Raw genomic sequence first — 20,618 nt, 5'->3', positions numbered from 1 at the left:
GAAACCCATCCGCGCCGCGCAGATGGGAGTCTATGGCCCCAGCGCGACCGTCTCCGAGATCGCCCCTGTAGCCCTCCCGGTTCGTTTTTCGCCCGGGGGATGCCGAGGAGGGATCCCCGCAACCACCACCCGCGGCGACAGCTCACCGTCCGACCGACACGATCCGACGGTAGCCGATCCGTACGTCCACATTCTCGGGAGGACGGACGTAGGAGAACCCTACCGACCGGCGCTACTCGAACCGGTCCAGGGCGAACGGTTCGATCGGGTGGTCGGTCCGCCCCTCGCTCGCGAGGTCGGCCAGTACCTCCCCGATGACGCTCGCGAACTTGTAGCCGTGGCCGGTGAACCCCGCGCCGAAGACGACCTGCGGGTACTCGGGGTGGCGATCGATGACGAAGTGGCCGTCGGGGGTGTTGGTGAACATGCAGGTCGCCAGCCCCATCGTCGGGCCGGTCCCCTCCGGGAAGTGGTTCTCCGCGAACTTCCGCAGCAGTCGCTCGTCGGCGGGTTCGGGTTCGCGGTTCATCGCGTCGGGGTCGACGTCCTCCTCTCGGTGCATGTAGCGGCCGAACTTGAATCCCGGCACCTTCACGACCGGCAGCCCGTAAAAGCGCCCCTCCTCGACCTGCAGGTTCCAGACGGGGAAGTTCTCGGGGACGAACCGCTCGGGCCGCTGGGGCTGGAGCCAGGCGAGCACCTGGCGCTGGGGGACCGCGATCCCGTCGAGCGCGTCGACGTGCTCCGCGGCCCACGCGCCCGAGGCGATCACGAGGTTCTCCCCGCGGTACTCGCCGCGGTCGGTCGTGACGCGCACCCCGTCGCCCTCCGGTTCCCAGCCGGTGACGCGCTCGCGCGCCTGAATGCGCGCGCCCTCCGCTTGGGCCTCCATCGCGTGGGCGACGATGGCGCGCTCGGAGAGGACGTACCCCCCGTTCGGCTGGTAGACCGCCATGTGGTCCTCGGGGATGTCGTAGCCGGGATACCGCTCGTTGACCTCGCTCCCCGTTAGCACCTCGTGGTTGATGTCGTGCTCCTCACAGGAGCGCCGCGATCCCTTGAAAAGAGGGTCCTCGGCGGGCGCGGCGTCGATCGAACCCGTCTCGAACAGCAACTGCTCGCCGTGGCGCGTCTGGATCTCGTCCCAGAGGTCGTAGGCGCGGCGAACGAGCGGCACGTAGGAGGGGTCCTCGTAGTACGCCAGCCGGATGATCCGCGAGACGCCGTGCGAGGAACCCATCGAGTGGGGCACGTCGAACCGTTCGAGTCCGAGGACATCCCGGCCCCGCTTTGCCAACTGGTAGCAGGTCGCACTTCCCATGCCGCCGACGCCGACGACGATGTCGTCGTACCGACGGGTCATTCCGCCCTCCCGTCGTGTGAACACACGTGATCCATCCCGGCGATCACCCGCTGGCGGCGATGGCCTCGATCTCAAGTGCCGCGCCCTTGGGGACGTGCCCGACCTCGAGGGCGCTTCTCGCCGGCGGCTCCTCGTCGAAGTAGCCCGAATACACCTCGTTCATCTCCTCGAAGTCCCCGATGTCGTCGAGGAAGACGCTCACCTTGAGCACGTCCGAAAGCGAGAGCCCCTCGCTCTCGAGGATCGCCCGGACGTTCTCGAGACACTGTTCGGTCTGTTCGGCGACCGGTCGGTCGTCGAGCAACTCCCCCTCCGGCGTCAGCGGTAACTGGCCCGCCGTGAAGACGAGGTCGCCGTTCGTCGTCGCCTGACTGTACGCGCCGACGGCCGCCGGCGCATCGCCCGTGCTAATCGTGCGGGGCATACGCGTACCGATTCGGGAGAGTACCATAACGCGTGTGGTACCGGCAGTTCTCGCCCGCCGTCGTGCTTCGTGTTGGACCACCCCAAGATTCATGTGGCCCTTCGACGAACTACGCCCGCCATGTCACGAGCGGATCCGCTCGCAGAGCGAGCGCCAGCGGTCGCCGACGCGATCGACGCCGAGCGCGACCGACAGGAATCGACGCTGGGGATGATCGCCTCGGAGAACCACGTCTCGGAGGCGGTCCTCGCCGCACAGGGGAGCTGTCTCACCAACAAGTACGCGGAGGGCTACTCCGGCAAGCGCTACTACGGCGGCTGTGAACACGTCGATCGCGTCGAGGAACTCGCCATCGAGCGCGCGAAGGAACTCTGGGGCGCCGAGCACGTCAACGTCCAGCCCCACTCGGGGACGCAGGCCAACCAGGCGGTCTACTACGCCGTGCTGGAGCCGGGCGATCGGATCCTCTCGCTGGATCTGACCCACGGCGGGCACCTCTCGCACGGGCACCACGTCAACTTCTCGGGTCAACTCTACGAGGTCGAGCAGTACGAGGTCGACCCCGAGACGGGCTACATCGACTACGAGGGGCTCGAAGAGCGGGCCGCGGAGTTCGACCCCGACGTGATCGTCAGCGGCTCCTCCGCGTACCCCCGCGAGTTCGACTGGGAGCGCGTCGGGGAGGTCGCCGACGAGGTCGGGGCCTATCACCTCGCGGACATCGCCCACATCACCGGCCTCGTCGCGGCGGGCGTTCACTCCTCGCCGGTCGACCACGCCGACTTCGTCACCGGTTCGACGCACAAGACCATCCGGGCGGGTCGGGGCGGGATCGTCATGTGCAGCGAGGAGCACGCCGAGGCGGTCGACAAGGCCGTCTTCCCGGGCGGGCAGGGCGGCCCGCTGATGCACAACGTCGCGGGCAAGGCCGCCGGCTTCGGCGAGGCGCTGACCGACGAGTTCGAAGAGTACGCGGAACAGGTCGTCGAGAACGCCAAGACGCTCGCGGACGTGTTCCGGGAGAACGGCCTCTCGCTGGTCTCGGGCGGCACCGACAAGCACCTCCTGCTCGTCGACCTCCGGGAGTCACACCCCGACCTCACCGGCAAGGACGCCGAGGCGGCCCTCGAAACGGTCGACGTGATCGTGAACAAGAACACCGTGCCGGGCGAGACGCGCTCGCCCTTTGTCACCAGCGGGATCCGGATCGGCACGCCCTGCGTGACCACACGGGGGTTCGAACGCGAGGAAATGGAGGCCGTCGGCGAGGGGATCGTCCGGGTGCTCGACGCGCCGGAGGACGAGGCCGTCCGCGAGGAGGTCGCAGACGACGTCGCCCGGCTCTGCGAGGACCACCCGGTCTATCGGTGAGTCGGGCGGAAGCTATTTTGCCGAACCGTGCGAACCGCTGAGGCGTGCTAACGCATGTACGACCGAATACTGATTCCGACCGACGGGAGCGAGGAGGCGCGCAAGGCGGTCGATCACGGGATCGACCTCGCGGCGGCGGTCAACGCGAGCGTTCACGCGCTGTTCGTCGTCGAATCGCGGCTCTCGGCGCTCCCCTCCGACTCGATGCGGCAGGTGACCGAGCGCGAGGAGTGGGTGCGATACGGCGAGGAGGTGACCGAGGAGGTGGTGGCCGACGCCGAGGCGCGCGGCGTCTCGGGCGTCGCCGCCGTCGAGCACGGGAAGGCCCACAAGGAGATCGTCGAGTACGCCGAGGAGAACGGCATCGACTGTATCGTCATGGGAACCCACGGCCGTGACGGGGTTCAGGACGTGATCCTCGGTAACGTGACCGAGCGGGTCGTCCGGACCGCGAACGTCCCCGTTCTCACCGTTCGTCGCGGGAAACTCGAATAGATCGGTTCAGTCGTCGTCCTGTGCCCCGCCCTCGATGACGTCCGCAGACGCCGGGACGTCGACCTCGTCCTCCTCGCGGAGGAACAGCGCGCGCTGCTTGCCGAACGTGAGGATCATCGACGCCACCGCCAGCAGCGTGACGAGCGCGAACGGCCCGCCCGTGATGATGGCGGCCGCCTGCAGCGCGTCGACCCCGCCGATGACCATCAGGAGCGAGGCCAGCGCGCCGATCAGGAAGCCCCAGATGACGCGGTTGATCGTCGAGGGGCGCTCCGCGCCGCCGGTGGTGAGCATGCCGAGCGCCAGCGTCGAGGAGTCCGCGGAGGTGACGAGAAACGTCGTCACGAGCACGAGAAACAGCACGGTCAACAGCCCGCCCAGCGGCAGGGCCTCGAACAGCGGGTAGCCCGAGGCGGCCTCGCCGAGATTGCTGACGACCGTGAGGATGTCCGCCCGGCCGTTCTCCTGCAGGAAGATGGCGGTCCCGCCCATCGTGGCGAACCACGGGATCGTGATGCCCGTCGAGGCGATCACGCCCGTGACGGCGACCTGTCTGACCGTCCGACCGCGGGAGATCCGGGCGATGAACAGGCCGACGAACGGCGTCCACGAGAACCACCACGCCCAGTAGAAGATCGTCCAACTCCCGACCCACTCGGCGACGCCCGCGCTTCCTGTGGCCGCCGCGCCCGTGTAGAAGCTCATCGTGATGAACTGGTTGATGTACCCCCCGAGGGCCTCGGTGCCGACCGCCATGATGTAGCCCGTCGGCCCGAGGACGAACGTCGCGACGGTGACGACCGCGAACAGCGCCATGTTGAAGTAGGAGATCCGTCGGATCCCCTTCTCGACGCCGAGCGCCACCGAGACCGTGAAGGCGACGGTCAGCCCGGTGATCACGAGAATCGTCCCGAGGTCGCCGACGCTCGCGCCGGTCATCCACTCGATCCCGACGAGGAACTGGCTGCCGACCAGCCCGAGCGTGGTCGCGACGCCGCCGATGGTCGCGAACACGGCGAGGATGTCGACGACCTTCGCCACCGCGCCGTCGAGGTTGTCGAGGCCGACCCACGGCGCGATCACCGTCGAGATGCGAAGCGGCGCGTCGTGGCGGTAGGCGAAGTAGGCGATCGGCAGCCCCATCACGACGTAGGCGGTCCACGCCGAGAGCCCCCAGTGGAAGAAGGTGTACTGGACGGCGCCGACCGCGGCGGCGGGCGACTGGGATTCGGCGCCGACGAACGGCGAGACGGCGTCGTAGTGGAAGATCGCCTCCGCGGGCCCCCAGAAGACGATGCCGGCGGCGATCCCCGCCGAGTACAGCATCGCGAAGTACGCGAGGAACGTGAACTCCGGTTCCTCGTCGTCGTCGCCGAGTTTGATGTTGCCCCACGGCCCGAAGATCAGAAAGAGGACGAACGCGACGAGGACGAACATCGCGAGCAGGTACGCCCACCCGAGGTTCGTCCAGAGGAACGTGTTGACGCCGGTCATCGCCTGGGTAGCCGCGTCCTCGGCCAGCACGAACGCGAGGACCGCGAGTCCGGCCACGCCCGCCCCGACGACGAACACGGGCACGTCGAGTTCCTCGCGGAACTCCGTCAGCGCCGATCGGCTACTCATCGCGCCCGTCCCCCCGTCGCGCCGGGGACGCCCCTCCGAACTCGCCCCCTATCGGCGACACCACGCCCCGCGTCCCCGTCGGCACGTCCGTCGGTCGGTCCGATGATGGATCGTATCATGACATCCGTTGACAATCATGGCGAATCGGACCATAAACGTTTCGCTGTTCGGACGGTCAGCGGGCGTTGACGATCTCGACGTCGTAGCCGCGGTCCTCGATCGCCTCCGTGATCGCCCGCGAGTGGCCCGACCCGCTGGTGACCAGCCGGAAGACGAGGTAGGCGTCGCCGACGCGGAGGCCCTCTACCGCCCGCTCGTGGCGCACGTCCCGGATGTTCGCGTCGTGGTCGGCGATCACCCGGGAGATCTCGGCCATCCGTCCGGGCTGGTCGTCGATGTGGACCCGCAGGTGCAACAGCTGCTCACGGTCGGTCATCGCGTGGACGAGCACCGTCTGGAGCATCGGCATGTCGAGGTTCCCGCCACAAAGCAGGGGCATGACGGACTCGCCACGCACGTCGAGGTCGTCGCTCAACAGCGCCGCAACCCCCGCCGCGCCCGCGCCCTCGACGAGCTGTTTCGCGCGTTCGAGCAACAGCAGTATCGCCCGGGCGATCTCGTCGTCCGAGACGGTGACGACCTCGTCGACGTGCTTCTCGATGATTCCCAGCGTGAGTTCGGAGACGCCGCCCGTGGCGATCCCGTCGGCGATCGTATCGACCGAATCGAGCGTCTGGGGAATCCCCTTGTCGAGGCTCTCGGGGACGGTCGCGGCCTCCTCGGCCTGGACGCCGACGACCCGGACCTCGGGGGCGAGTTCGGCGAAGGCGAGGGCGATCCCCGAGATGAGGCCGCCCCCGCCGATGGGAACGATCACGGTGTCGACCTCGGGGCAGTCCTCGACCATCTCCACTCCCAGCGTACCCTGCCCGGCGACGATGTCGGGGTCGTCGTAGGCGTGGACGAACGTCGTCTCACTCCCTCCCGCGAGCTCTTTCGCGTGGGCCATCGCCTCCTGGAAGTCCTTGCCGTGGAGTTCGACCGTCGCGCCGTACCCGCGGGTGGCGTCGATCTTCGTCTGGGGTGCGGTCCGGGGCATGACGATCGTCGAGTCCACCCCGAGGGTGGTGGCCGCGAGCGCGACCCCCTGGGCGTGGTTGCCCGCGCTCGCCGCCACCGCGTGTTCGACCCCGCCCTCGGCGACCGCCTGCGAGAGCTTGTTGTACGCGCCCCGCGTCTTGAACGAGCCCGTCCACTGGAGGTGCTCCATCTTCAGGCGGACGTCGGCGTCGACCATCGCACCCAGGGAGGTGCTTCGCTCGACGGGCGTGCGCTTGACGACGCTCTCGTCGTCGAGTCGTTTCCCGGCCGCCTCGATGTCGGCGAAGGTAACGGACATGGCTATCGGATGATCTTCTCCCGGTCGGGGTCGAACAGCGGCTCCTCGGCGACCGTGACCGGGTAGCGCTCGCCCTCGAACTCGATTTCGAGCGAGACGCCGGGTTCGGCGCGCTCCGTGTGAAGGTAGCCGTAGGCGATCCCCGCGTCGATGCTGTAGCCGTAGTCGGCGGCCTTCACGTGGCCGACGACCTCCTCGCCGTCGAGGATCGGCTTGCCGCCGTCGACGACGGCACCCGCGTCGTCAACGGTCATCGGAACGATCTCCCGATCGGGGCCCGACTCCTTCGCCTCCAGCAGTGCGTCCCGGCCGATGAACTCCTCTTTGTCGGTATCGACCGCGAAACCGATCCCCGCCTCGTAGGGGTCGTGCTCGGGCGTGAGGTCGGTCCCCCACAGCCGGTAGCCCTTCTCCAATCGAAGTGACCCGAGGAACGCGCCGTTGCCGAGCGCGATCATGTCGTGCTCTCGACCTTGCTCCCAGATCAGGTCCCAGAGCCGCCCGCCGTACTCCGTGGGCGCGTAGAGTTCCCAGCCGAGTTCGCCGACGTACGAGACTCGTAGTCCAAGAACCGGTATGGAGTCGAGGTAGAACTCCTTGGCGCGGAAATACCCGAAGGCATCGTTCGAGAGGTCCTCGTCGGTGAGCGGCTGGAGCACCTCCCTCGCCTTCGGCCCCCAGACGCCGAGCCCGCACTGATCGGAGACGTGGGCGTCGATCGTCACTCCCTGATCGGGCGCGTGATCGCGGATCCAGCGGGTGTGCTCGGTCGCCGAGGCGCCGCCGCCGGTGGTCGCGACGAATCGGTCTTCTCCGAGGCGGGTGACCGCCATGTCCGCCAGCACCCCGCCGTCCTCGTCGAGCATCGGGGTGTAGCGCACCTGTCCTATCGAGCTCTCGAGGTCGTTCGCGAACAGCCGCTGGACGAATTCGAGCGCCCCTTCTCCTTCGATCTCGATACCGGTGTAGCGCGAGAGGTCGTAGATCCCGACGTTCTCCCGCACCGCCTGATGCTCGGCCCCCTGAATCGGCGACCAGCCCTCCGCGAGCCAGCCCGACCGTTCGGGCACGTCGTACTCCTCGAGCAGGGACTCGTTGTCCTCGTACCACTGGGGTACCTCCCAGCCGCCCGACTCGTAGAACTCCGCACCGAGCTCCTTCTGGCGCTCGTAGAACGGGCTCCGTCTAAGCCCGCGCTGGTTCTGCGGTTGCTCGTTCGGATGGATCAGCTGGTAGACCTCCTGGTACTGTTGACCGCCGCGGGCGTACGAGAAGGCCCGGCTGCCCGAATGTGGCTGGAACCGCTCGACGTGCGCGCCGCTGACGTCGATCTTTTCGTTCTCGAGTCGGGGAACGCCCTCGTCCATCCACGAGGCGACGACGCTGCCGACGCCGCCCGACTGGGTCACCCAGACCGCCAGCGCCCACCACAGCCCGTCGATGTCCTCGGTCTCGCCGAGGATCGGCATTCCATCAGGAGTGAACGAGAACATCCCGTTGAACGCGCGCTCGAACCCGCAGTCCTCGAAGGCGGGGACGAGTTCGCGGGCGGCGTCGTAGGCGGACTTGTCGATGTCCGGGTGGGTTGGCTCGTAGAAGTGTTCCTCGGTGAACTCCCGGATCGAGGGCATCTCCTCCGACTCCTCGGGCGCGCGGATGTCCTCGGGGTCCACGAGCAGGGGTTCGTGGTCGTACGAGCCGATGCCGTACGAATCGTGATGCTGGCGGAAATAGAGGGAGTAGTCCTGGTGGCGCAGTATCGGCTGTTCGAGTTCCGCGCTCGCGCCCGCGAGTTCGTCGAGGGGTTCGCTCACGAGGTACTGGTGGGCGCAGGGGACGAGGGGAACGTCGACGTCGACCATCTCGCCGAACAGCGGCCCCCAGATGTTCGTCGCCACGAGTACCTCCTCGCACTCGATCCGCCCGTTGTCGGTGACGACCGCCCGGATCTCGCCGCCCTCCGTCTCGATGTCGGTGACGGTGGTGTGGCCGTGGAACTCCGCGGCCCCTCGATCCTCGGCCGCGTGGGCCATCGCCGCCGAGGCGTCGACCGCGTGAGCCTTGCCGTCGCTGGGAACGTGGTAGCCGCCGTGGATCACTGAGGAATCGATCTGGGGGATCCGCTCGGCGACCTCTGCGGGCGAGAGTAACTCACCTCCTTCGATCCCCCACGAGCGGCCGTACTCGCGCTTTCGTTGCAGGTAGTCCCAGCGATCCTCGGTGTAAGCGACCTCGATGCCGCCGCAGTCGGCGAAACTGTCGAACTCGCCGTAGAGGTCGACGGTGTACTGGGCGAGCCGGCTCATCAGTTCGTTCTCGGTCGTCTGAAAGACGAGCCCGGGGGCGTGGGAGGTCGACCCGCCCGTCTCGAAGAGCGGGCCCTGATCGACGACGACGATCTCCTCACGTCCCTGCTCGGCGAGGTGGTAGGCGGCGCTACAGCCGACACAGCCGGCCCCGACGACGACGGTCTCCGCTTCCTGTGGGAGTGTCTCGGCGCTCATGTGGTTCGTACTGGGGTCGTCGGACCAGCACATTAAGTGTCACGGTCACACGCGTCACGACTCCGCCTCGGCGCCCTCGCCCTCCCGGAGCGCGGCTTCGAGGTCGCGGGCGGCCTCCACGACGATCCCGGCGAGGTCCGTCTCGAAGGCGTCGCTCTCGCGGCGGTACGTCGGGACCGACATCCCCAGCGCGCCGAGCGTCGACCCGTCGGGGTTCGAGACGGCGACGCCCACCGCGCGCAGGCCGTCGACGTACTCCTCGTCGGCGACCGCGTACCCGCGCTCTCGCGTACGCGCGAGGTCGTCCCGAAGGGCGGCGCGGTCGGTGATCGTGTTCTCCGTGCGCGCGGGCAGCCCCCAGCGGTCGAGTATCGCCGCAACCCGCTCGTCGGGCAGTTCCGCCAGCAGCGCCTTCCCGGCGGCCGTACAGTGCATGTGGTAGTACGTCCCCGAGTGCGAGAGGTCGCTGGTGGTGGCGAAGAGGTCCTCGCGGTAGCTGTTCTGGGGGTGGTAGGACTCGTAGACCGTGATCGTCCGGCCGTCGTTCTCGACGACGAAGTCGGCCTCCTCGCTGGTCCGCTCGGCGAGGTCCCGGACCGTCCGTCCGGCGAGTCGATACCCCCGCTTTCTGAGGCGGGCGTACTCGCCGTGGTGGTGGAACTTCAGGCCGACGTGGTACTGCTCGCCCTCCTTTTCGAGGTAGCCGTGGGATTCGAGGGTGGAGAGATGCTTGTAGACGGTGCTCTTTGCGAGGCCGAACTCCGCGACGAGTTCCGAGAGCGTCGCCCCGTCCCGGCGCTGGATGTGCTCGACGAACGCGAACGACCGCTCGGTCGTCTTCACCCCACCCCGTGCGCGATCCGTTGGCATACTCCCCCTCTCTACGCCACGAGCATAAAACAGTTCGGACGCGCCGAACAGGTTCCAGGCGGGGGCCGACGGCACCGATCCGAACCCCGATCCGGTGGTCGGGTGCGCCGGACGCCCGCCTGTCGGTTCGGCATATCCGAACGATCCGGGGTTCCGCGACCGGCCCGCCCGATTCCGGCGTCGTGTGCCGTCGGTCCATTACAGGAATACCGATGTAATCCGGCTGTTCGATCACGAACTATCGCTCGGTATTCGCCGGGAGGGTCGGGCGATGTCAGTTCGACATATCGAAACCCAATTGGAGTCCGGACGCGTTCGCGGCCGACTACGGCGATCCCGGCTGCCCCTGGGAGGCGCTATCGTGCCACCAACTTTTTTATGGGTGGGTGATCTACTGGTGGCCGTATGACGCGGTGGAACGACGGGACAGACGCGACTGCATCGGTCAGCCCCGACATAACCGACGAGACGAACGCGCTGCCGGCGAAGTACTTCACGGACCCGGCGGTCCACGAGATGGAAAAGGAGAAGGTGTTCTCCCGGTACTGGGTGTACGCGGGCCACGCGAACGCCATCGAGGAGCCGGGGGAGTACTTCACCCGGACGATCGGGGACAGAAACGTCATCGTCCTCAGAGACAAGGACCGCGAGGTACGGGCGTTCTACAACGTCTGTGCCCACCGGGGCTCGAAGATGGTCGACGACACGCCGATGACGGACCCGGGCAGCGCGAACGGGATCCGGTGTCCGTACCACCTCTGGACGTACGACCTCGACGGGACGCTTCGCAGCACGCCCCGGAGCTTCGAGACCGCGGGGATGAACCCCGATCTGGAGGACGAGGACGTCCCGAAGCTCGATCGGGAGGACAACGGGTTGATGGAGATCCACCTCGACTCGATCGGCCCGCTGTTGTTCGTCAACTTCGACGCCGACCCAATGCCGCTCGAGGAGCAGGCCGGCACGCTCAAGGAGGAGCTCGAGTCGTTCCCCCTGGAGGAGTACGAACTCGCGCGCCGGTACGTCTCGGAGGTCGAGTGCAACTGGAAGACGTTTAGTGGAAATTACTCGGAGTGCGATCACTGTCAGGCCAACCACCAGGACTGGATCAAGGGGATCTCGCTTGCCGAATCGGAACTCGTCGTCGACGACCACTACTGGGTGCTCCACTACACCCACGACGAGGGCGTCGAGGCCGCCGAATCGCTCATCGAGGGCGAGGCGCGCTTCTACTACTTCTGGCCGAACTTCACGCTCAACATGTACGGCAACGCCGACGGCTACGGCACCTACATCATCGACCCCATCGACGAGGGCCGGTTCCAGCTCATCGCCGACTACTACTTCAAGGACTCGGAGTTGAGCGAGGAGGAACAGGAGTTCGTCAAACTGAGCCGGAAGCTCCAGGAGGAGGACTTCGAACTGGTCGAGCGCCAGTACCAGGGGATGAAGTCCGGCGCGCTCGCACAGGGCCAACTCGGGCCGAACGAACACACCGTCCACCGCCTCCACCGCCTCGCCCAGGAGGCCTACGAGGCCTGAGGGAATGAGCCAACGAGAACGGCGGTCGTTCGTCGTCTGCGAGGCGTGCGACGTCTCGAAGGAGGTCGATGACCCCAACGAGGCGGTCGCCTTCTATCGGCGACACCGCTCGATCACCGGCCACGACGTCGCGTGGGGCTGGGCGGACTTCGACGGTCTCGAATCCTCCTCGGAGGACGACCTCGCGTCGGTGATCGCCGGACTCGAGGATCGCTTCGAGGACGGCGTTCCCCTGGGGATCGTCAGCGCGGCGATGGCGGACGCGGGGCGGACGATCGGGGAGACCCTGGAGGCGATCCGATCGCTTCGAATGGACGGCGAACTGTACGAACCGCGCGACGATCACATCCGAGTCACGTGAGCCGGCGACCCCTACGGACCGACCCGGTTCGCGACTCTCCGATCGCCACGAATTATCAGGACGACTGTCGAATCGGCGGTCGCTCGGATTACCGACCAGTCGATTCGAGCCACGTTCCCGACCGCGGCCGGGCCGTCCGCTCGGAGCGGTTCGATGGTACGTTCACTAATGACGAGTAAATAAGTCATCCGTACAGGAATCACCGGAATATGAGCACGAGAGTCGATCACCGGCGGCGGACGCGGGTTCGCCCCGTTTCGACCCGTTCGGAGACGTGTCCATCGCGGATAATAGTTGGATACATGACTGCTTCTCCACGGTCCGCGAATCGGCACCGATTCGAACCATTCGATATCGTCCGGTCCGACGGACTCCCTCGAATCGACCGTGGAATCCGAAACCGGCCCCGGAAGCTATCGGTCGAGTAACTATTTGTCGATTCGAATCCGTGTAGTAGACGCGGAGGACACCGATGTACAAGACGATACTCGTACCGACGGACGGCAGCGAATCCGCCAATCGAGCGGTCGAACACGCGCTCGACCTCGCGGAGAACTACGGGGCGACGGTCCATACGCTCCACGTCGTGGACACGGCACGCTACGGGGAGCCGACGCTGAGCAGCGCCGAGGTGGTCCTCAACGAACTCGAAGAGCGCGGCTACGGCCTTCTGGAGGAGGTCGCGGACCTGGCGGACGATCGGGAGCTATCGGTCGAGACGAGGCTCTGTCGCGGTCGACCCCATCAGGAGATCATCGACTACGCCGACGCGATCGACGCGGACCTCATCGTTCTCGGGTGCCAGGGGCAGTCCCACCGGATAGACGGCCACGTGGGGAGCGTGGCCGATCGCGTCGTTCGAACCGCCGCGCGTCCCGTCCTCACCACGTAACGGGATCAGCCCGTCGGCCCACGGGTCGATACGGGACGAGAGTGGCGAGCGCCGCGTCATTCCAGTGTATCGGAGACGAGGAGCGTCGGCCGGAACGTCGTCGCGAGCACGCGTGCCGGGGTGCTCCCCAGCAGGCAGTCGCGCAGATCGCCCCCGTCGTGGCGGCCGATGACGATCAGGTCGGCGTCGACCTCGTCGGCGAACTCGACGATCCGCTCGGCGGGGCCGCCCCGGCGGAGCGCGCTGTGGACGGTCGCGTCCCCGTCGAACCGTTCCGAGACGATCCCGGCGAGGCGTTCCTCGGCGGCGTTGAGGTCGTCGACCTCCTCGATGCCGAACGAGAGCGGGTTGTCCACCCGGACGACGTGCAGGACGTAGACGACTGCGTCCGCCGACTCCGCGAGGGCGCGGGCGTGGCGGACGGCCTCCCTCGACGCCGGCCCGTCGTCGATCGCCACGAGGATGCGCTCGTACATACCGAGGTGGACGACGCGCGCGGATATACTTCCCTCGGGGACGGCGCCGATTTATCCCCGCGGGCCACCTAAGGTGGACACCGGGTCGCGTCCGTCCCGGCCCCGTCCGATGAGACACGCTCACCGACACCTCGACCGGTGCCTGCGCCTCGCCGTCGCCGCGGCGGTAGCGATCGGGCTCCATCGGCGGGACGCGAGCGTGGTCGCCAACGGGGTGGCGGCGCTCGCCATCGCACACGTGCCGGGCGGCCTCGAGCATCGGTACGCCCTCGACCTCCGCCCGTGGCAGCGGCTCTGGATCTCGGCGACGACGTTCACCCACGCGGTCGGGATGCTCGGCACGTACGACCGGGTCTGGTGGTGGGACCACGTCGCGCACGTCCTCTCGGCGAGTTCCGTCGGCGGGGTCGCCTACGTGGTCGCCCGGACGAACCCGGAGTGCGACCGGCGGTTCGCGCCGACGGGCCACGTCCCGGGGTTCGTCCTCGGGTCGACCCTGGGCCTGGGGCTGCTCTGGGAACTCCTCGAATACGTCGTCCACGCGCTCGGGGACCGCCTCGGGATCGCGCCGCTTCTCATCTCCTACGGCCGCCTCGACACGGCGCTGGACCTCGTCTTCGACGCCATCGGCGGCGGTCTCGTCGTCCTGTTGGGGCCGTACGCGCTGGAAAACGTCGTCCGGTCGGTCGACGCCGGTCGGTCGGGGGGCGCGTCGGCGTCCGACGAGCGAGGCGGCTCCCGACCCCGCTCGTGACGGCCTCGACGGGGTGATTTTTGGTGCTCCGGGCCGTCAGTAGGGGTACGCGCTTCGGGAGAGCAGATGTACCAGGACATACTCGTTCCGACAGACGGTCACGAGAACACGGAGCGGGCGATCGGGGAGGCCGTCGCGCTCGCGGACGAACACGGGGCGACGCTCCACGCGCTGTACGTGGTCAACTCCGCCGCGATCGCCCCCGGCGTCGATTTCGACGACCTCCGACGGGTCGGCCGACAGGCGGTCGACCACGTCGCCGACCTCGCGGGAGAGCGAGGCGTCGAGCGCGTCGAGCGGACGGTGACCCACGGGCTCCGACACGAGGCGATCCTGACGTACGCCGAGGAACACGGGATCGACCTGATCGTGATGGGGCGACACCGGGAACTCGATCACTTCCTCCGGGGCAGCGTCTCGGATCGCGTCTCGAAGGGGGCGTCCGCGCCGGTCCTGATCGTCGAGTGACCGTCGTCCGGCGGCGCCCGAGGCCTTTTTTACTGGCAAATCGTAAACGGGTCATGGGATCCCTACGCTGGGTGCAGATGACCGACGAGGAACTGAACGCGTTTCTCGGCCGGGGCGGGACGGGCGTGATCTCGTTTTCGACCGAGGCCGACGAACCGCCGTTCTCGATCCCGGTGTCGTACGGCTACACCGCCGACTCGATGGCCTTCTACTACCGGCTCGCGTTCCCGCCAGGGAGCGGCAAGGAGGCGGTTCTCGACGGCCCCGTCTCGTTCGTGACCCACGACCGGACCGACGAGGGGTGGCGGAGCGTGGTCGCCTCGGGCCGCCTCGAGGAGATCGAGGGACAGCCCTACGAGTCGGCCGCCGTCCAGGAGATGTGGGCGGTCCGGATCCCGTCGGTCGACATCTTCGACCGGCCGCCCGAGGACGTCACGTTCCGGCACTTCCGGCTCGTCCCCGAGACGCTCCAGGGCAGAAAGGAGTTCACGTCCTGACGGCGATCCGGCTCCGATCGCGTCGCCTCCCGCTAAAGCGAACTCCCGGTTCGCAGGCGTGGCCCCGACTCAGGTGTTTCGCGTCTCCGTACAGACGTATCTGGTGTCGACCTTCTCGACGAGGCCGTTGCGCGTCAGCGTCTGGAGGAGCGGGTACAGCGTGACCTTGCGCATCCCGAGGATCGCCTGCAGTTCGTCGATCGTCGCCTCGTTCTCGACGGCCAGATAGAGGTAGACGAGTTTCGCGCCGGCCGAGCGCAGTTCCTCCGGGAGTGCGGCGACTGGTCGGGGCTGGTCTGTCTGGGGATCCATTGGGGGACTAGTTGACGCGCTGTCACCTAAACGTACCGCCTGCGTTCCCAACCCCCGCTCGTGGCGACCCCGTCCGGATCGCGGTCGTAACGTGGACGCGACTCTAGACCGGCGTGGCATCCCCCCGAAATCCCGGCTCCATCGGGGGCGAGGGCAGGGATATCGTCCTGTTCTCGCCTCGACCTATCTAGTCAACTGGATCACGTTTAACTACGTCCCCGTCATCGGTGGGGTCGCTATGGAGAGCCACGAATCGCTTGAGGCGGTCTTACGGCTTCGCACGCTCGCACCCTACGGAATCGACCGGACACAGAAGGAGATAATCGATCGCCTCCGCGACCTCGTCAAGGACGGTCCGCTGACCGACCTCGACGTCGACGCGTGGGGCGCGTCGGTCAGGGCGACAGGCGGAAACGACGTCGCGGCGGTCCGGGAGACGGTCGACGAGTTCGCCCGCTGGGCGGGACGGAACGACTGTTCGCTCACGCCCGCCTTCGAGTGGCGGGCCACCGACTCGTTTCTCGACGAGGAATCCGAACGCGGAAGCGTCGTCGTCGTCCTCCCGCTGCTCTGTCTCGCCGTCTACGACGACGGGACGCTCGAAGCGGTCTACCCGCACCGCGACGACGACGAGGTCCACACGATCCACGACGGCGTCGAGGCGCTCGAATCGCTCCGATCGTCGCCCGAGGCCGCCGCGAAATCGGGCGAACCGCTCTCCTCTCGGCTGTAGTCGGGATACCGTCCCAGCCCGTGCGCTACCCGTCGGGCGCGCTCAGTCGTCCGCGCCGACCAGCCCGCCGACGGTCATCACGGCGCCCAGCAGCACCCAGTCCTTGATGATGTAGACGCCCTCGAACGACGGTCCGTACGGGAAGTACGAGAACGTCTGGGCCGGGAACACCGCAAGCGGCAGCATGACGACCGCCGCGTGGGACGCCAGCAGGATCACCGCGAGTCGGAGCGTCCGCCGGGACAACAGCGCGAGGCCGACCGCGACCTCCCAGCCGCCGAGCACCACCTGGAAGAGGGTCGGCGGCACGAACGGGAACATCTCGGCGATGAGCCCCGCGGTCGGGCTCGTGCCGGTCACCGTCAGCAGGCCGAACCAGACGTAGACGGCGACCAGCGCGTAGCGAAGCATCGTGAGGCTGTGGTCCTCGACGAACGCGAGGAACGTCCGTTCGATCCCCGCTCCGAACGCGGCCATGTTCCGTCGTGGCGTCCACTTCACGGGGTCGTCGGATCGCAGGCTCATCGGTCGTCCTCTAGATCGACTTTGGCTAACACGACGAGACCGCTACTCAACAGCACCCAGTTCTTGATGATGTACGCCCCGATCGCCGTCGGAATGAACGGGAACTGCGAGAACGTCATCGACGGGGCGCTGAACAGGGGGATCATCGTCCCGAGCATCTGGAACACCATCAGGTAGACGGCGAACCTGATGGTCCGTTTGAACAGGAGGCCGACGCCGACGACGGCCTCCCACCAGCCGAGGACGGGGAAGAAGATGTCGAACGGGAGGAAGAAGATCCCGGTCTCGACGACTGGGTTGGCGGGGCTGACGCCGAACGGCTTGACGATCCCGAACCAGAAGAACACCATCGCGAGTGCGTATCTGAGGAACGTGACGCCGTGGGCTGCGAGCCACGACTCCAGGGCACGATCCACGCTCCGGAGTTTGTTCTGTATCGACACGGCGAACGGCGCTCCGGCGTCCGCCGGTTGATCGGTCTTCACATCTGCGCTCATGGTCGAGTGGGAATCAGTCGATGGACGGATATAAACCCCGGGGCTGGATTTTTCGGCTCCACACCACCTAGTATAGGAAACCTGTTCTGTCGTAATCGCTGGAGAGCACCGTGATATCGGCGGAAATATAATTGCATGTCCGGTGACGAATGTGACGGTTCGAGAAGGAAAGCCCCCTCGAGAAGGCGTCAACGAGCCTGAACTGTCCCGTTACGGTCACTTTCGAGTCGTCCTCCCGGGGCTCAGCCGACTCACACTCCCGTTTATCGGTCCGGATCGCCCGTCGTCAAGACGCACGTTCCCTGCCGTGTCGAGGGCCGAGGAGGCGAGGCACTGGAGGCCGCGTCGGTCCACCGGGTCGAACGACACGGCCCCCGACCGTGACGGGCGAACGGCCCCGCGCGAACCCGCGAACGTCCCGTTCGAATGAAACGATACGAGGGAACGTGGCAGATAATCGTGGGGTTTTCGTCGGGCCCGATCGGAGCAGCGCCACGAGACCGGCCGGGTCGGGAGCCCTCCCCGGGGCCGACACCGTCGCCGTCACGCAGCGGTTTCGTCGCGTCCGGCGATCGGTAGGTACGGCTTGACGACACTTCGTGGAGGCCCGATCTCGCACGAACGCCGGTAAGCACCCGCTACGGACGCCGAGGCCGGGTGGCCCTGCTAGGCGACCAATTACAATCGGCCATCCCCGTGAGGGTACGAGCGCTGGAAGCGGTCCAGTATCGGAGGACACAATGTCAGACGACCCACAGAGGATCACGGCAAACGGAACAGAATCGCAGCGAACCACGACCCACTCGTCCTCGCGCCGACGCGTGCTGCAGGCCCTCGGCGGGACCGCCGCCGCCCTCGGGTTCGCGGGCAGCGTCAGCGCGTCCGTCGACGACGGCGACGTCGAGTACACGCCCAACGAGGACCAGCGCCCAGAAGGCCCGCTCGGCGAGGGCCGAGGGCTATCGTACAGTCGCTTCTCGGACCAGGTCACCGACGGCACGTACGTGATCGTTGACGAGGTCAACATCACCACCGAGGAGGGCGGGTTCATGTCCGTCCACATCGCGCGTCCCGAGGAGGGGATCGCGGACGTGGGCTTCATCAATCCCGAGGACGGCTCGGCGCAGAACGCCGCCGCGACGATCATCGGCTACTCGGAGCACCTCGAACAGGGCCTCCACCAGAACGTCAAGGTTCCGATCTTCCAAGTCAAGGAGCTGCAGGCGGTCCCGGACGACATGGACCGTCTCGAGGAGCCGACCGTGTTGGTCTCGCTGCCCCACATCGACAGCAACGAGAACGAGGAGTGGGACTTCTTCGACGATGACGACGAGGACCCCGCGTACGGCCCCGGGGTCGGCGAACCGACCGACGGGACGTTCGCCCCGCCCGGACCCGACCGTCCGACCGACATCGCGGCGGTCGTCCCGCTCGAGGAGAACGAGGAGGACTTCCACATCTTCCGGCGCGAGGACGGCCTCCACAACGGCGAGGTCGAGGACGACGACAACAAACACGACGACGACGACTGAACCCATACCACCGTTCGATCACTGCATTTTTCGGGCGGGTTCGGGTGGACGCCCGAGGTCCACCGGATCACGATCCGATTTCGATCCGTCGCCGAGACGGTCGTAATCCCGGTTCGCGGGTGGCGGTGGAGCGTGACACTGCCATTCTAACCGACCTACGGTGCGTCGCCCGTCGACGATCGCCGCACGCGGTCGGAGTCGCGAAGCGACCGCGGTTCGGTCACTCGCGAGCGGGATCGAACTTGCCCAGTTCGTAGCCCAGCGCGAGCGACCCGGCGAGACCGATACTGATCGCTCCGGATTTGAGGAGGGTCGCGAACCCGATGGGAACGACCCCCCAAACGATCCCACTGGACGCCCCCACCGCGGGTTCGAGCAGTTCGTACGACGGCGTCACGACGGTGGTGAGCGCGGCCGACAGCCCTATCGCGACGACCAGTACCGCCAGTTCTAGCCGGATCGACCGAGTGATCGTCGAGACGGCGTCCTCCACCGTGATCCGTGGCTCGACGACCGCCAACAGCCCCGGAAGGACGGCGGCGTCAGTCGACTCGCGTACGGAATAGGCGATCTGCTCGTGGAGGACGAGCCGATTGAACCCACCCATCGTGGCCGCGACCACGACCAGCCCCACCTTCGCCGAGAGGAGGACACCGTACGGGGTCGTGGCAAGCGCTGTGAGCGTCGGGACGTGCCACGCGGCGATGACGACGCCGGTAGCGAAGGCGACGGTGACTCCCGTAACGGCAACGATCGAGAACCGTCGGACGACCGCGAGAACGAGCCGTGCCATGTCGGTATCGGCGTCGGAGTCGACGTCACGCGGGACCAGTCTGGGGAGCACGGCGAGCACGGCGAGACCACCGACCCACAGCGCGGCACCCGTCATGTGCCCGAGCTTGACGAGGATGGCCACGGCAGGAATGTCGACGGCGGTCGAGAAGCGCGTCCAGCAGAACGTGACGAGCATCGCGAACGCGCCGAGGAACACCGTCCCGAGCCAGAGGCGCCACGATATGTTGCCGGGGATCACGTACCATCCTGTTGTCAGCCCACCCAAAACGACGGCGACGGCGACGAATACCAGCCACGCCTGGCCCGCCGAGGTTGACCCTGTCCACGCGAGAAACGAAGCGATATCGGCCGTCTGTGCGTTCTCGATAGCGAGCGCGGTCCCCGCGAAGGTCGCGCCGATGAGCGATACTCCCATGATGGGAAGGGGGACTTGGTGGGCTCGTGTCGTGTCAAGGCCGCGACGCTCCAGTTCGGGGAGGACGACGAACGAGAGGGTCGGTGGAGCGCCAATGAGGAGCATCAGCGCCCCCACCAGCACCCCTCGGAACGCTGGGTTCCCTAGCTCCATCAGTTGCATCAGTCCTGCGCTCATGGTCTGGCCAATAGCGATCAGCGGTCGCATTAACCGTTGTGATGGCTTATTCCGGGCGAGAACGGTGTTCCGACTTCGCTGGAGACAGGCCGCATCTAAGACAGATAGACACGACGATACTACCGGGAGGACGATGTGACTAGCGAGCGACTCGTCTTAGCGGTTTATTACCCCTAAAGAACCCACTGAGTCGATACGTCGAGAAGTATCCGCGTTCACCGGCGAGTCGGTCAATCGAGATATCTGTCCCCGTTCGGAACGGTACTCGAAACACGTCTGACACGGGATACCGGATGCGCGACCCTCGATCCGATGCGTCCGGGGATCGATCCGCCGCCGACCCGAATGCCCGGGATGATGCCCCCCGCCTCGGGACGGCCGAGGGATCGAACCCGCCGTTCGCGGCACGCGCCACGTCTCTCGTCCGATCGGGCGATTCCCGAACCGACGGGGTGATCCAGCGTGAGACGCCACGACGGCGGTCGATCGTTCGCCGATTCGCGGGGTAGCTCCGAACCCGACATCGACGAGAGCGCTCGGCGGTCGGGGGGCGACGTCAAGCGTCCCATACTAACGTCACATGACATGTTTTA

At 67.0% G+C, this 20,618-nt stretch carries 21 protein-coding genes; 10 read left to right on the top strand and 11 right to left on the bottom strand.

The genetic code is table 11. From position 1 onward, the window contains the following. Positions 1–232: 232 nt before the first annotated feature. Both solA and QRT08_RS01590 read right to left on the bottom strand, forming a co-directional pair. Positions 233–1,363, bottom strand: a complete 1,131-nt coding sequence (solA, locus tag QRT08_RS01595; protein ID WP_286043871.1) for an N-methyl-L-tryptophan oxidase — start codon at positions 1,361–1,363, stop codon at positions 233–235. A 43-nt stretch (positions 1,364–1,406) separates the two neighbouring features. After that, positions 1,407–1,787 carry a Rid family detoxifying hydrolase gene (locus tag QRT08_RS01590; RefSeq protein WP_286043869.1) on the bottom strand — a complete coding sequence of 127 codons (381 nt, stop codon included), beginning with the start codon at positions 1,785–1,787 and terminating at the stop codon, positions 1,407–1,409. A 120-nt stretch (positions 1,788–1,907) separates the two neighbouring features. On the opposite strand from QRT08_RS01590, the gene QRT08_RS01585 reads away from it, so the two are divergent. Both QRT08_RS01585 and QRT08_RS01580 read left to right on the top strand, forming a co-directional pair. Next, complete coding sequence (locus tag QRT08_RS01585) at positions 1,908–3,158, top strand: serine hydroxymethyltransferase (RefSeq protein WP_286043867.1); 1,251 nt, start codon at positions 1,908–1,910, stop codon at positions 3,156–3,158. Positions 3,159–3,212: 54 nt separating this feature from the next. Continuing rightward, entirely contained in the window at positions 3,213–3,653 is a 441-nt protein-coding gene (locus QRT08_RS01580) for a universal stress protein (protein WP_286043865.1), read from the top strand. 6 nt (positions 3,654–3,659) lie between these two features. Here the strand turns inward: QRT08_RS01580 and QRT08_RS01575 are convergent, their stop codons facing one another. The 4 genes from QRT08_RS01575 to QRT08_RS01560 form a co-directional block, all read right to left on the bottom strand. Further along, positions 3,660–5,276, bottom strand: a complete 1,617-nt coding sequence (locus QRT08_RS01575) for a BCCT family transporter (RefSeq protein ID WP_286043863.1) — start codon at positions 5,274–5,276, stop codon at positions 3,660–3,662. Positions 5,277–5,451: 175 nt separating this feature from the next. Continuing rightward, positions 5,452–6,675 carry a threonine ammonia-lyase gene (ilvA, locus tag QRT08_RS01570; protein WP_286043861.1) on the bottom strand — a complete coding sequence of 408 codons (1,224 nt, stop codon included), beginning with the start codon at positions 6,673–6,675 and terminating at the stop codon, positions 5,452–5,454. A 2-nt stretch (positions 6,676–6,677) separates the two neighbouring features. Then, positions 6,678–9,179 (bottom strand): GcvT family protein, encoded by a 2,502-nt coding sequence (locus QRT08_RS01565; RefSeq protein WP_286043859.1) that lies wholly within the window; start codon positions 9,177–9,179, stop codon positions 6,678–6,680. Between the two features lie 54 nt (positions 9,180–9,233). Further along, positions 9,234–10,049 (bottom strand): IclR family transcriptional regulator, encoded by an 816-nt coding sequence (locus QRT08_RS01560; protein WP_286043857.1) that lies wholly within the window; start codon positions 10,047–10,049, stop codon positions 9,234–9,236. A gap of 405 nt (positions 10,050–10,454) precedes the next feature. Between QRT08_RS01560 and QRT08_RS01555 the strand changes: the two genes are divergently transcribed. The 3 genes from QRT08_RS01555 (at position 10,455) to QRT08_RS01545 (ending at position 12,844) form a co-directional block, all read left to right on the top strand. Further along, positions 10,455–11,591: an aromatic ring-hydroxylating oxygenase subunit alpha gene (locus QRT08_RS01555; RefSeq protein ID WP_286043855.1), complete on the top strand. Its 1,137-nt coding sequence runs from the start codon at positions 10,455–10,457 to the stop codon at positions 11,589–11,591. Between the two features lie 4 nt (positions 11,592–11,595). Next, positions 11,596–11,952, top strand: coding sequence for a hypothetical protein (locus QRT08_RS01550; RefSeq protein WP_286043853.1), 357 nt, complete (start codon positions 11,596–11,598; stop codon positions 11,950–11,952). A gap of 472 nt (positions 11,953–12,424) precedes the next feature. Beyond that, a complete protein-coding gene (locus QRT08_RS01545) occupies positions 12,425–12,844 on the top strand; it encodes a universal stress protein (protein ID WP_286043851.1) in 420 nt (139 codons plus the stop codon). A gap of 56 nt (positions 12,845–12,900) precedes the next feature. Here QRT08_RS01545 and QRT08_RS01540 read toward each other — a convergent pair whose 3' ends face one another. Next, complete coding sequence (locus QRT08_RS01540) at positions 12,901–13,320, bottom strand: universal stress protein (RefSeq protein ID WP_286043849.1); 420 nt, start codon at positions 13,318–13,320, stop codon at positions 12,901–12,903. Positions 13,321–13,429: 109 nt separating this feature from the next. On the opposite strand from QRT08_RS01540, the gene QRT08_RS01535 reads away from it, so the two are divergent. From QRT08_RS01535 to QRT08_RS01525, 3 genes are all read left to right on the top strand, one after another. Continuing rightward, positions 13,430–14,074 (top strand): DUF2238 domain-containing protein, encoded by a 645-nt coding sequence (locus QRT08_RS01535; protein WP_286043847.1) that lies wholly within the window; start codon positions 13,430–13,432, stop codon positions 14,072–14,074. Between the two features lie 66 nt (positions 14,075–14,140). Further along, the gene (locus QRT08_RS01530) at positions 14,141–14,542 is read left to right on the top strand and encodes a universal stress protein (RefSeq protein ID WP_286043845.1); all 402 of its coding nucleotides are present in this window, start codon (positions 14,141–14,143) and stop codon (positions 14,540–14,542) included. A 53-nt stretch (positions 14,543–14,595) separates the two neighbouring features. Next, positions 14,596–15,039: a pyridoxamine 5'-phosphate oxidase family protein gene (locus tag QRT08_RS01525; protein ID WP_286043843.1), complete on the top strand. Its 444-nt coding sequence runs from the start codon at positions 14,596–14,598 to the stop codon at positions 15,037–15,039. A 69-nt stretch (positions 15,040–15,108) separates the two neighbouring features. Here the strand turns inward: QRT08_RS01525 and QRT08_RS01520 are convergent, their stop codons facing one another. Then, complete coding sequence (locus QRT08_RS01520) at positions 15,109–15,351, bottom strand: helix-turn-helix domain-containing protein (RefSeq protein ID WP_286043841.1); 243 nt, start codon at positions 15,349–15,351, stop codon at positions 15,109–15,111. A 238-nt stretch (positions 15,352–15,589) separates the two neighbouring features. Here QRT08_RS01520 and QRT08_RS01515 point away from each other — a divergent pair, with 238 nt between their 5' ends. After that, positions 15,590–16,084, top strand: coding sequence for an HTH domain-containing protein (locus QRT08_RS01515; protein WP_286043839.1), 495 nt, complete (start codon positions 15,590–15,592; stop codon positions 16,082–16,084). A gap of 42 nt (positions 16,085–16,126) precedes the next feature. On the opposite strand, the gene QRT08_RS01510 is transcribed toward QRT08_RS01515, so the two are convergent. Both QRT08_RS01510 and QRT08_RS01505 read right to left on the bottom strand, forming a co-directional pair. After that, complete coding sequence (locus tag QRT08_RS01510; protein ID WP_286043837.1) at positions 16,127–16,609, bottom strand: hypothetical protein; 483 nt, start codon at positions 16,607–16,609, stop codon at positions 16,127–16,129. Continuing rightward, positions 16,606–17,106, bottom strand: a complete 501-nt coding sequence (locus QRT08_RS01505) for a hypothetical protein (RefSeq protein ID WP_286043835.1) — start codon at positions 17,104–17,106, stop codon at positions 16,606–16,608. Before QRT08_RS01505 ends, QRT08_RS01510 begins: the two co-directional genes overlap by 4 nt. Positions 17,107–17,846: 740 nt before the next feature. On the opposite strand from QRT08_RS01505, the gene QRT08_RS01500 reads away from it, so the two are divergent. Further along, positions 17,847–18,638, top strand: coding sequence for a DUF7282 domain-containing protein (locus QRT08_RS01500; RefSeq protein WP_286043833.1), 792 nt, complete (start codon positions 17,847–17,849; stop codon positions 18,636–18,638). Positions 18,639–18,858: 220 nt separating this feature from the next. Here the strand turns inward: QRT08_RS01500 and QRT08_RS01495 are convergent, their stop codons facing one another. Beyond that, a complete protein-coding gene (locus tag QRT08_RS01495) occupies positions 18,859–20,025 on the bottom strand; it encodes a copper resistance D family protein (RefSeq protein WP_286043831.1) in 1,167 nt (388 codons plus the stop codon). Between the last annotated feature and the right edge of the window lie 593 nt (positions 20,026–20,618).

Origin of the sequence: Halalkalicoccus sp. NIPERK01, from assembly GCF_030287405.1 — an archaeon.
Taxonomy (GTDB): domain Archaea; phylum Halobacteriota; class Halobacteria; order Halobacteriales; family Halalkalicoccaceae; genus Halalkalicoccus.
The sequence above is the reverse complement of the archived record's forward strand: the minus strand, read 5'-3'. Positions and strand labels throughout refer to the sequence as shown.

Excerpts from the sequence above, each read along its gene's own strand:
- QRT08_RS01495 (WP_286043831.1), bottom strand. The coding sequence starts at position 20,025 with ATGAGCGCAGGACTGATGCAACTGATGGAGCTAGGGAACCCAGCGTTC.
- ilvA (WP_286043861.1), bottom strand. The coding sequence starts at position 6,675 with ATGTCCGTTACCTTCGCCGACATCGAGGCGGCCGGGAAACGACTCGAC.
- QRT08_RS01530 (WP_286043845.1), top strand. The coding sequence starts at position 14,141 with ATGTACCAGGACATACTCGTTCCGACAGACGGTCACGAGAACACGGAG.
- solA (WP_286043871.1), bottom strand. The coding sequence starts at position 1,363 with ATGACCCGTCGGTACGACGACATCGTCGTCGGCGTCGGCGGCATGGGA.
- QRT08_RS01575 (WP_286043863.1), bottom strand. The coding sequence starts at position 5,276 with ATGAGTAGCCGATCGGCGCTGACGGAGTTCCGCGAGGAACTCGACGTG.
- QRT08_RS01580 (WP_286043865.1), top strand. The coding sequence starts at position 3,213 with ATGTACGACCGAATACTGATTCCGACCGACGGGAGCGAGGAGGCGCGC.
- QRT08_RS01590 (WP_286043869.1), bottom strand. The coding sequence starts at position 1,787 with ATGCCCCGCACGATTAGCACGGGCGATGCGCCGGCGGCCGTCGGCGCG.
- QRT08_RS01585 (WP_286043867.1), top strand. The coding sequence starts at position 1,908 with ATGTCACGAGCGGATCCGCTCGCAGAGCGAGCGCCAGCGGTCGCCGAC.
- QRT08_RS01500 (WP_286043833.1), top strand. The coding sequence starts at position 17,847 with ATGTCAGACGACCCACAGAGGATCACGGCAAACGGAACAGAATCGCAG.
- QRT08_RS01505 (WP_286043835.1), bottom strand. The coding sequence starts at position 17,106 with ATGAGCGCAGATGTGAAGACCGATCAACCGGCGGACGCCGGAGCGCCG.
- QRT08_RS01565 (WP_286043859.1), bottom strand. The coding sequence starts at position 9,179 with ATGAGCGCCGAGACACTCCCACAGGAAGCGGAGACCGTCGTCGTCGGG.
- QRT08_RS01545 (WP_286043851.1), top strand. The coding sequence starts at position 12,425 with ATGTACAAGACGATACTCGTACCGACGGACGGCAGCGAATCCGCCAAT.
- QRT08_RS01520 (WP_286043841.1), bottom strand. The coding sequence starts at position 15,351 with ATGGATCCCCAGACAGACCAGCCCCGACCAGTCGCCGCACTCCCGGAG.
- QRT08_RS01555 (WP_286043855.1), top strand. The coding sequence starts at position 10,455 with ATGACGCGGTGGAACGACGGGACAGACGCGACTGCATCGGTCAGCCCC.
- QRT08_RS01535 (WP_286043847.1), top strand. The coding sequence starts at position 13,430 with ATGAGACACGCTCACCGACACCTCGACCGGTGCCTGCGCCTCGCCGTC.
- QRT08_RS01540 (WP_286043849.1), bottom strand. The coding sequence starts at position 13,320 with ATGTACGAGCGCATCCTCGTGGCGATCGACGACGGGCCGGCGTCGAGG.
- QRT08_RS01525 (WP_286043843.1), top strand. The coding sequence starts at position 14,596 with ATGGGATCCCTACGCTGGGTGCAGATGACCGACGAGGAACTGAACGCG.
- QRT08_RS01510 (WP_286043837.1), bottom strand. The coding sequence starts at position 16,609 with ATGAGCCTGCGATCCGACGACCCCGTGAAGTGGACGCCACGACGGAAC.
- QRT08_RS01560 (WP_286043857.1), bottom strand. The coding sequence starts at position 10,049 with ATGCCAACGGATCGCGCACGGGGTGGGGTGAAGACGACCGAGCGGTCG.
- QRT08_RS01550 (WP_286043853.1), top strand. The coding sequence starts at position 11,596 with ATGAGCCAACGAGAACGGCGGTCGTTCGTCGTCTGCGAGGCGTGCGAC.
- QRT08_RS01515 (WP_286043839.1), top strand. The coding sequence starts at position 15,590 with ATGGAGAGCCACGAATCGCTTGAGGCGGTCTTACGGCTTCGCACGCTC.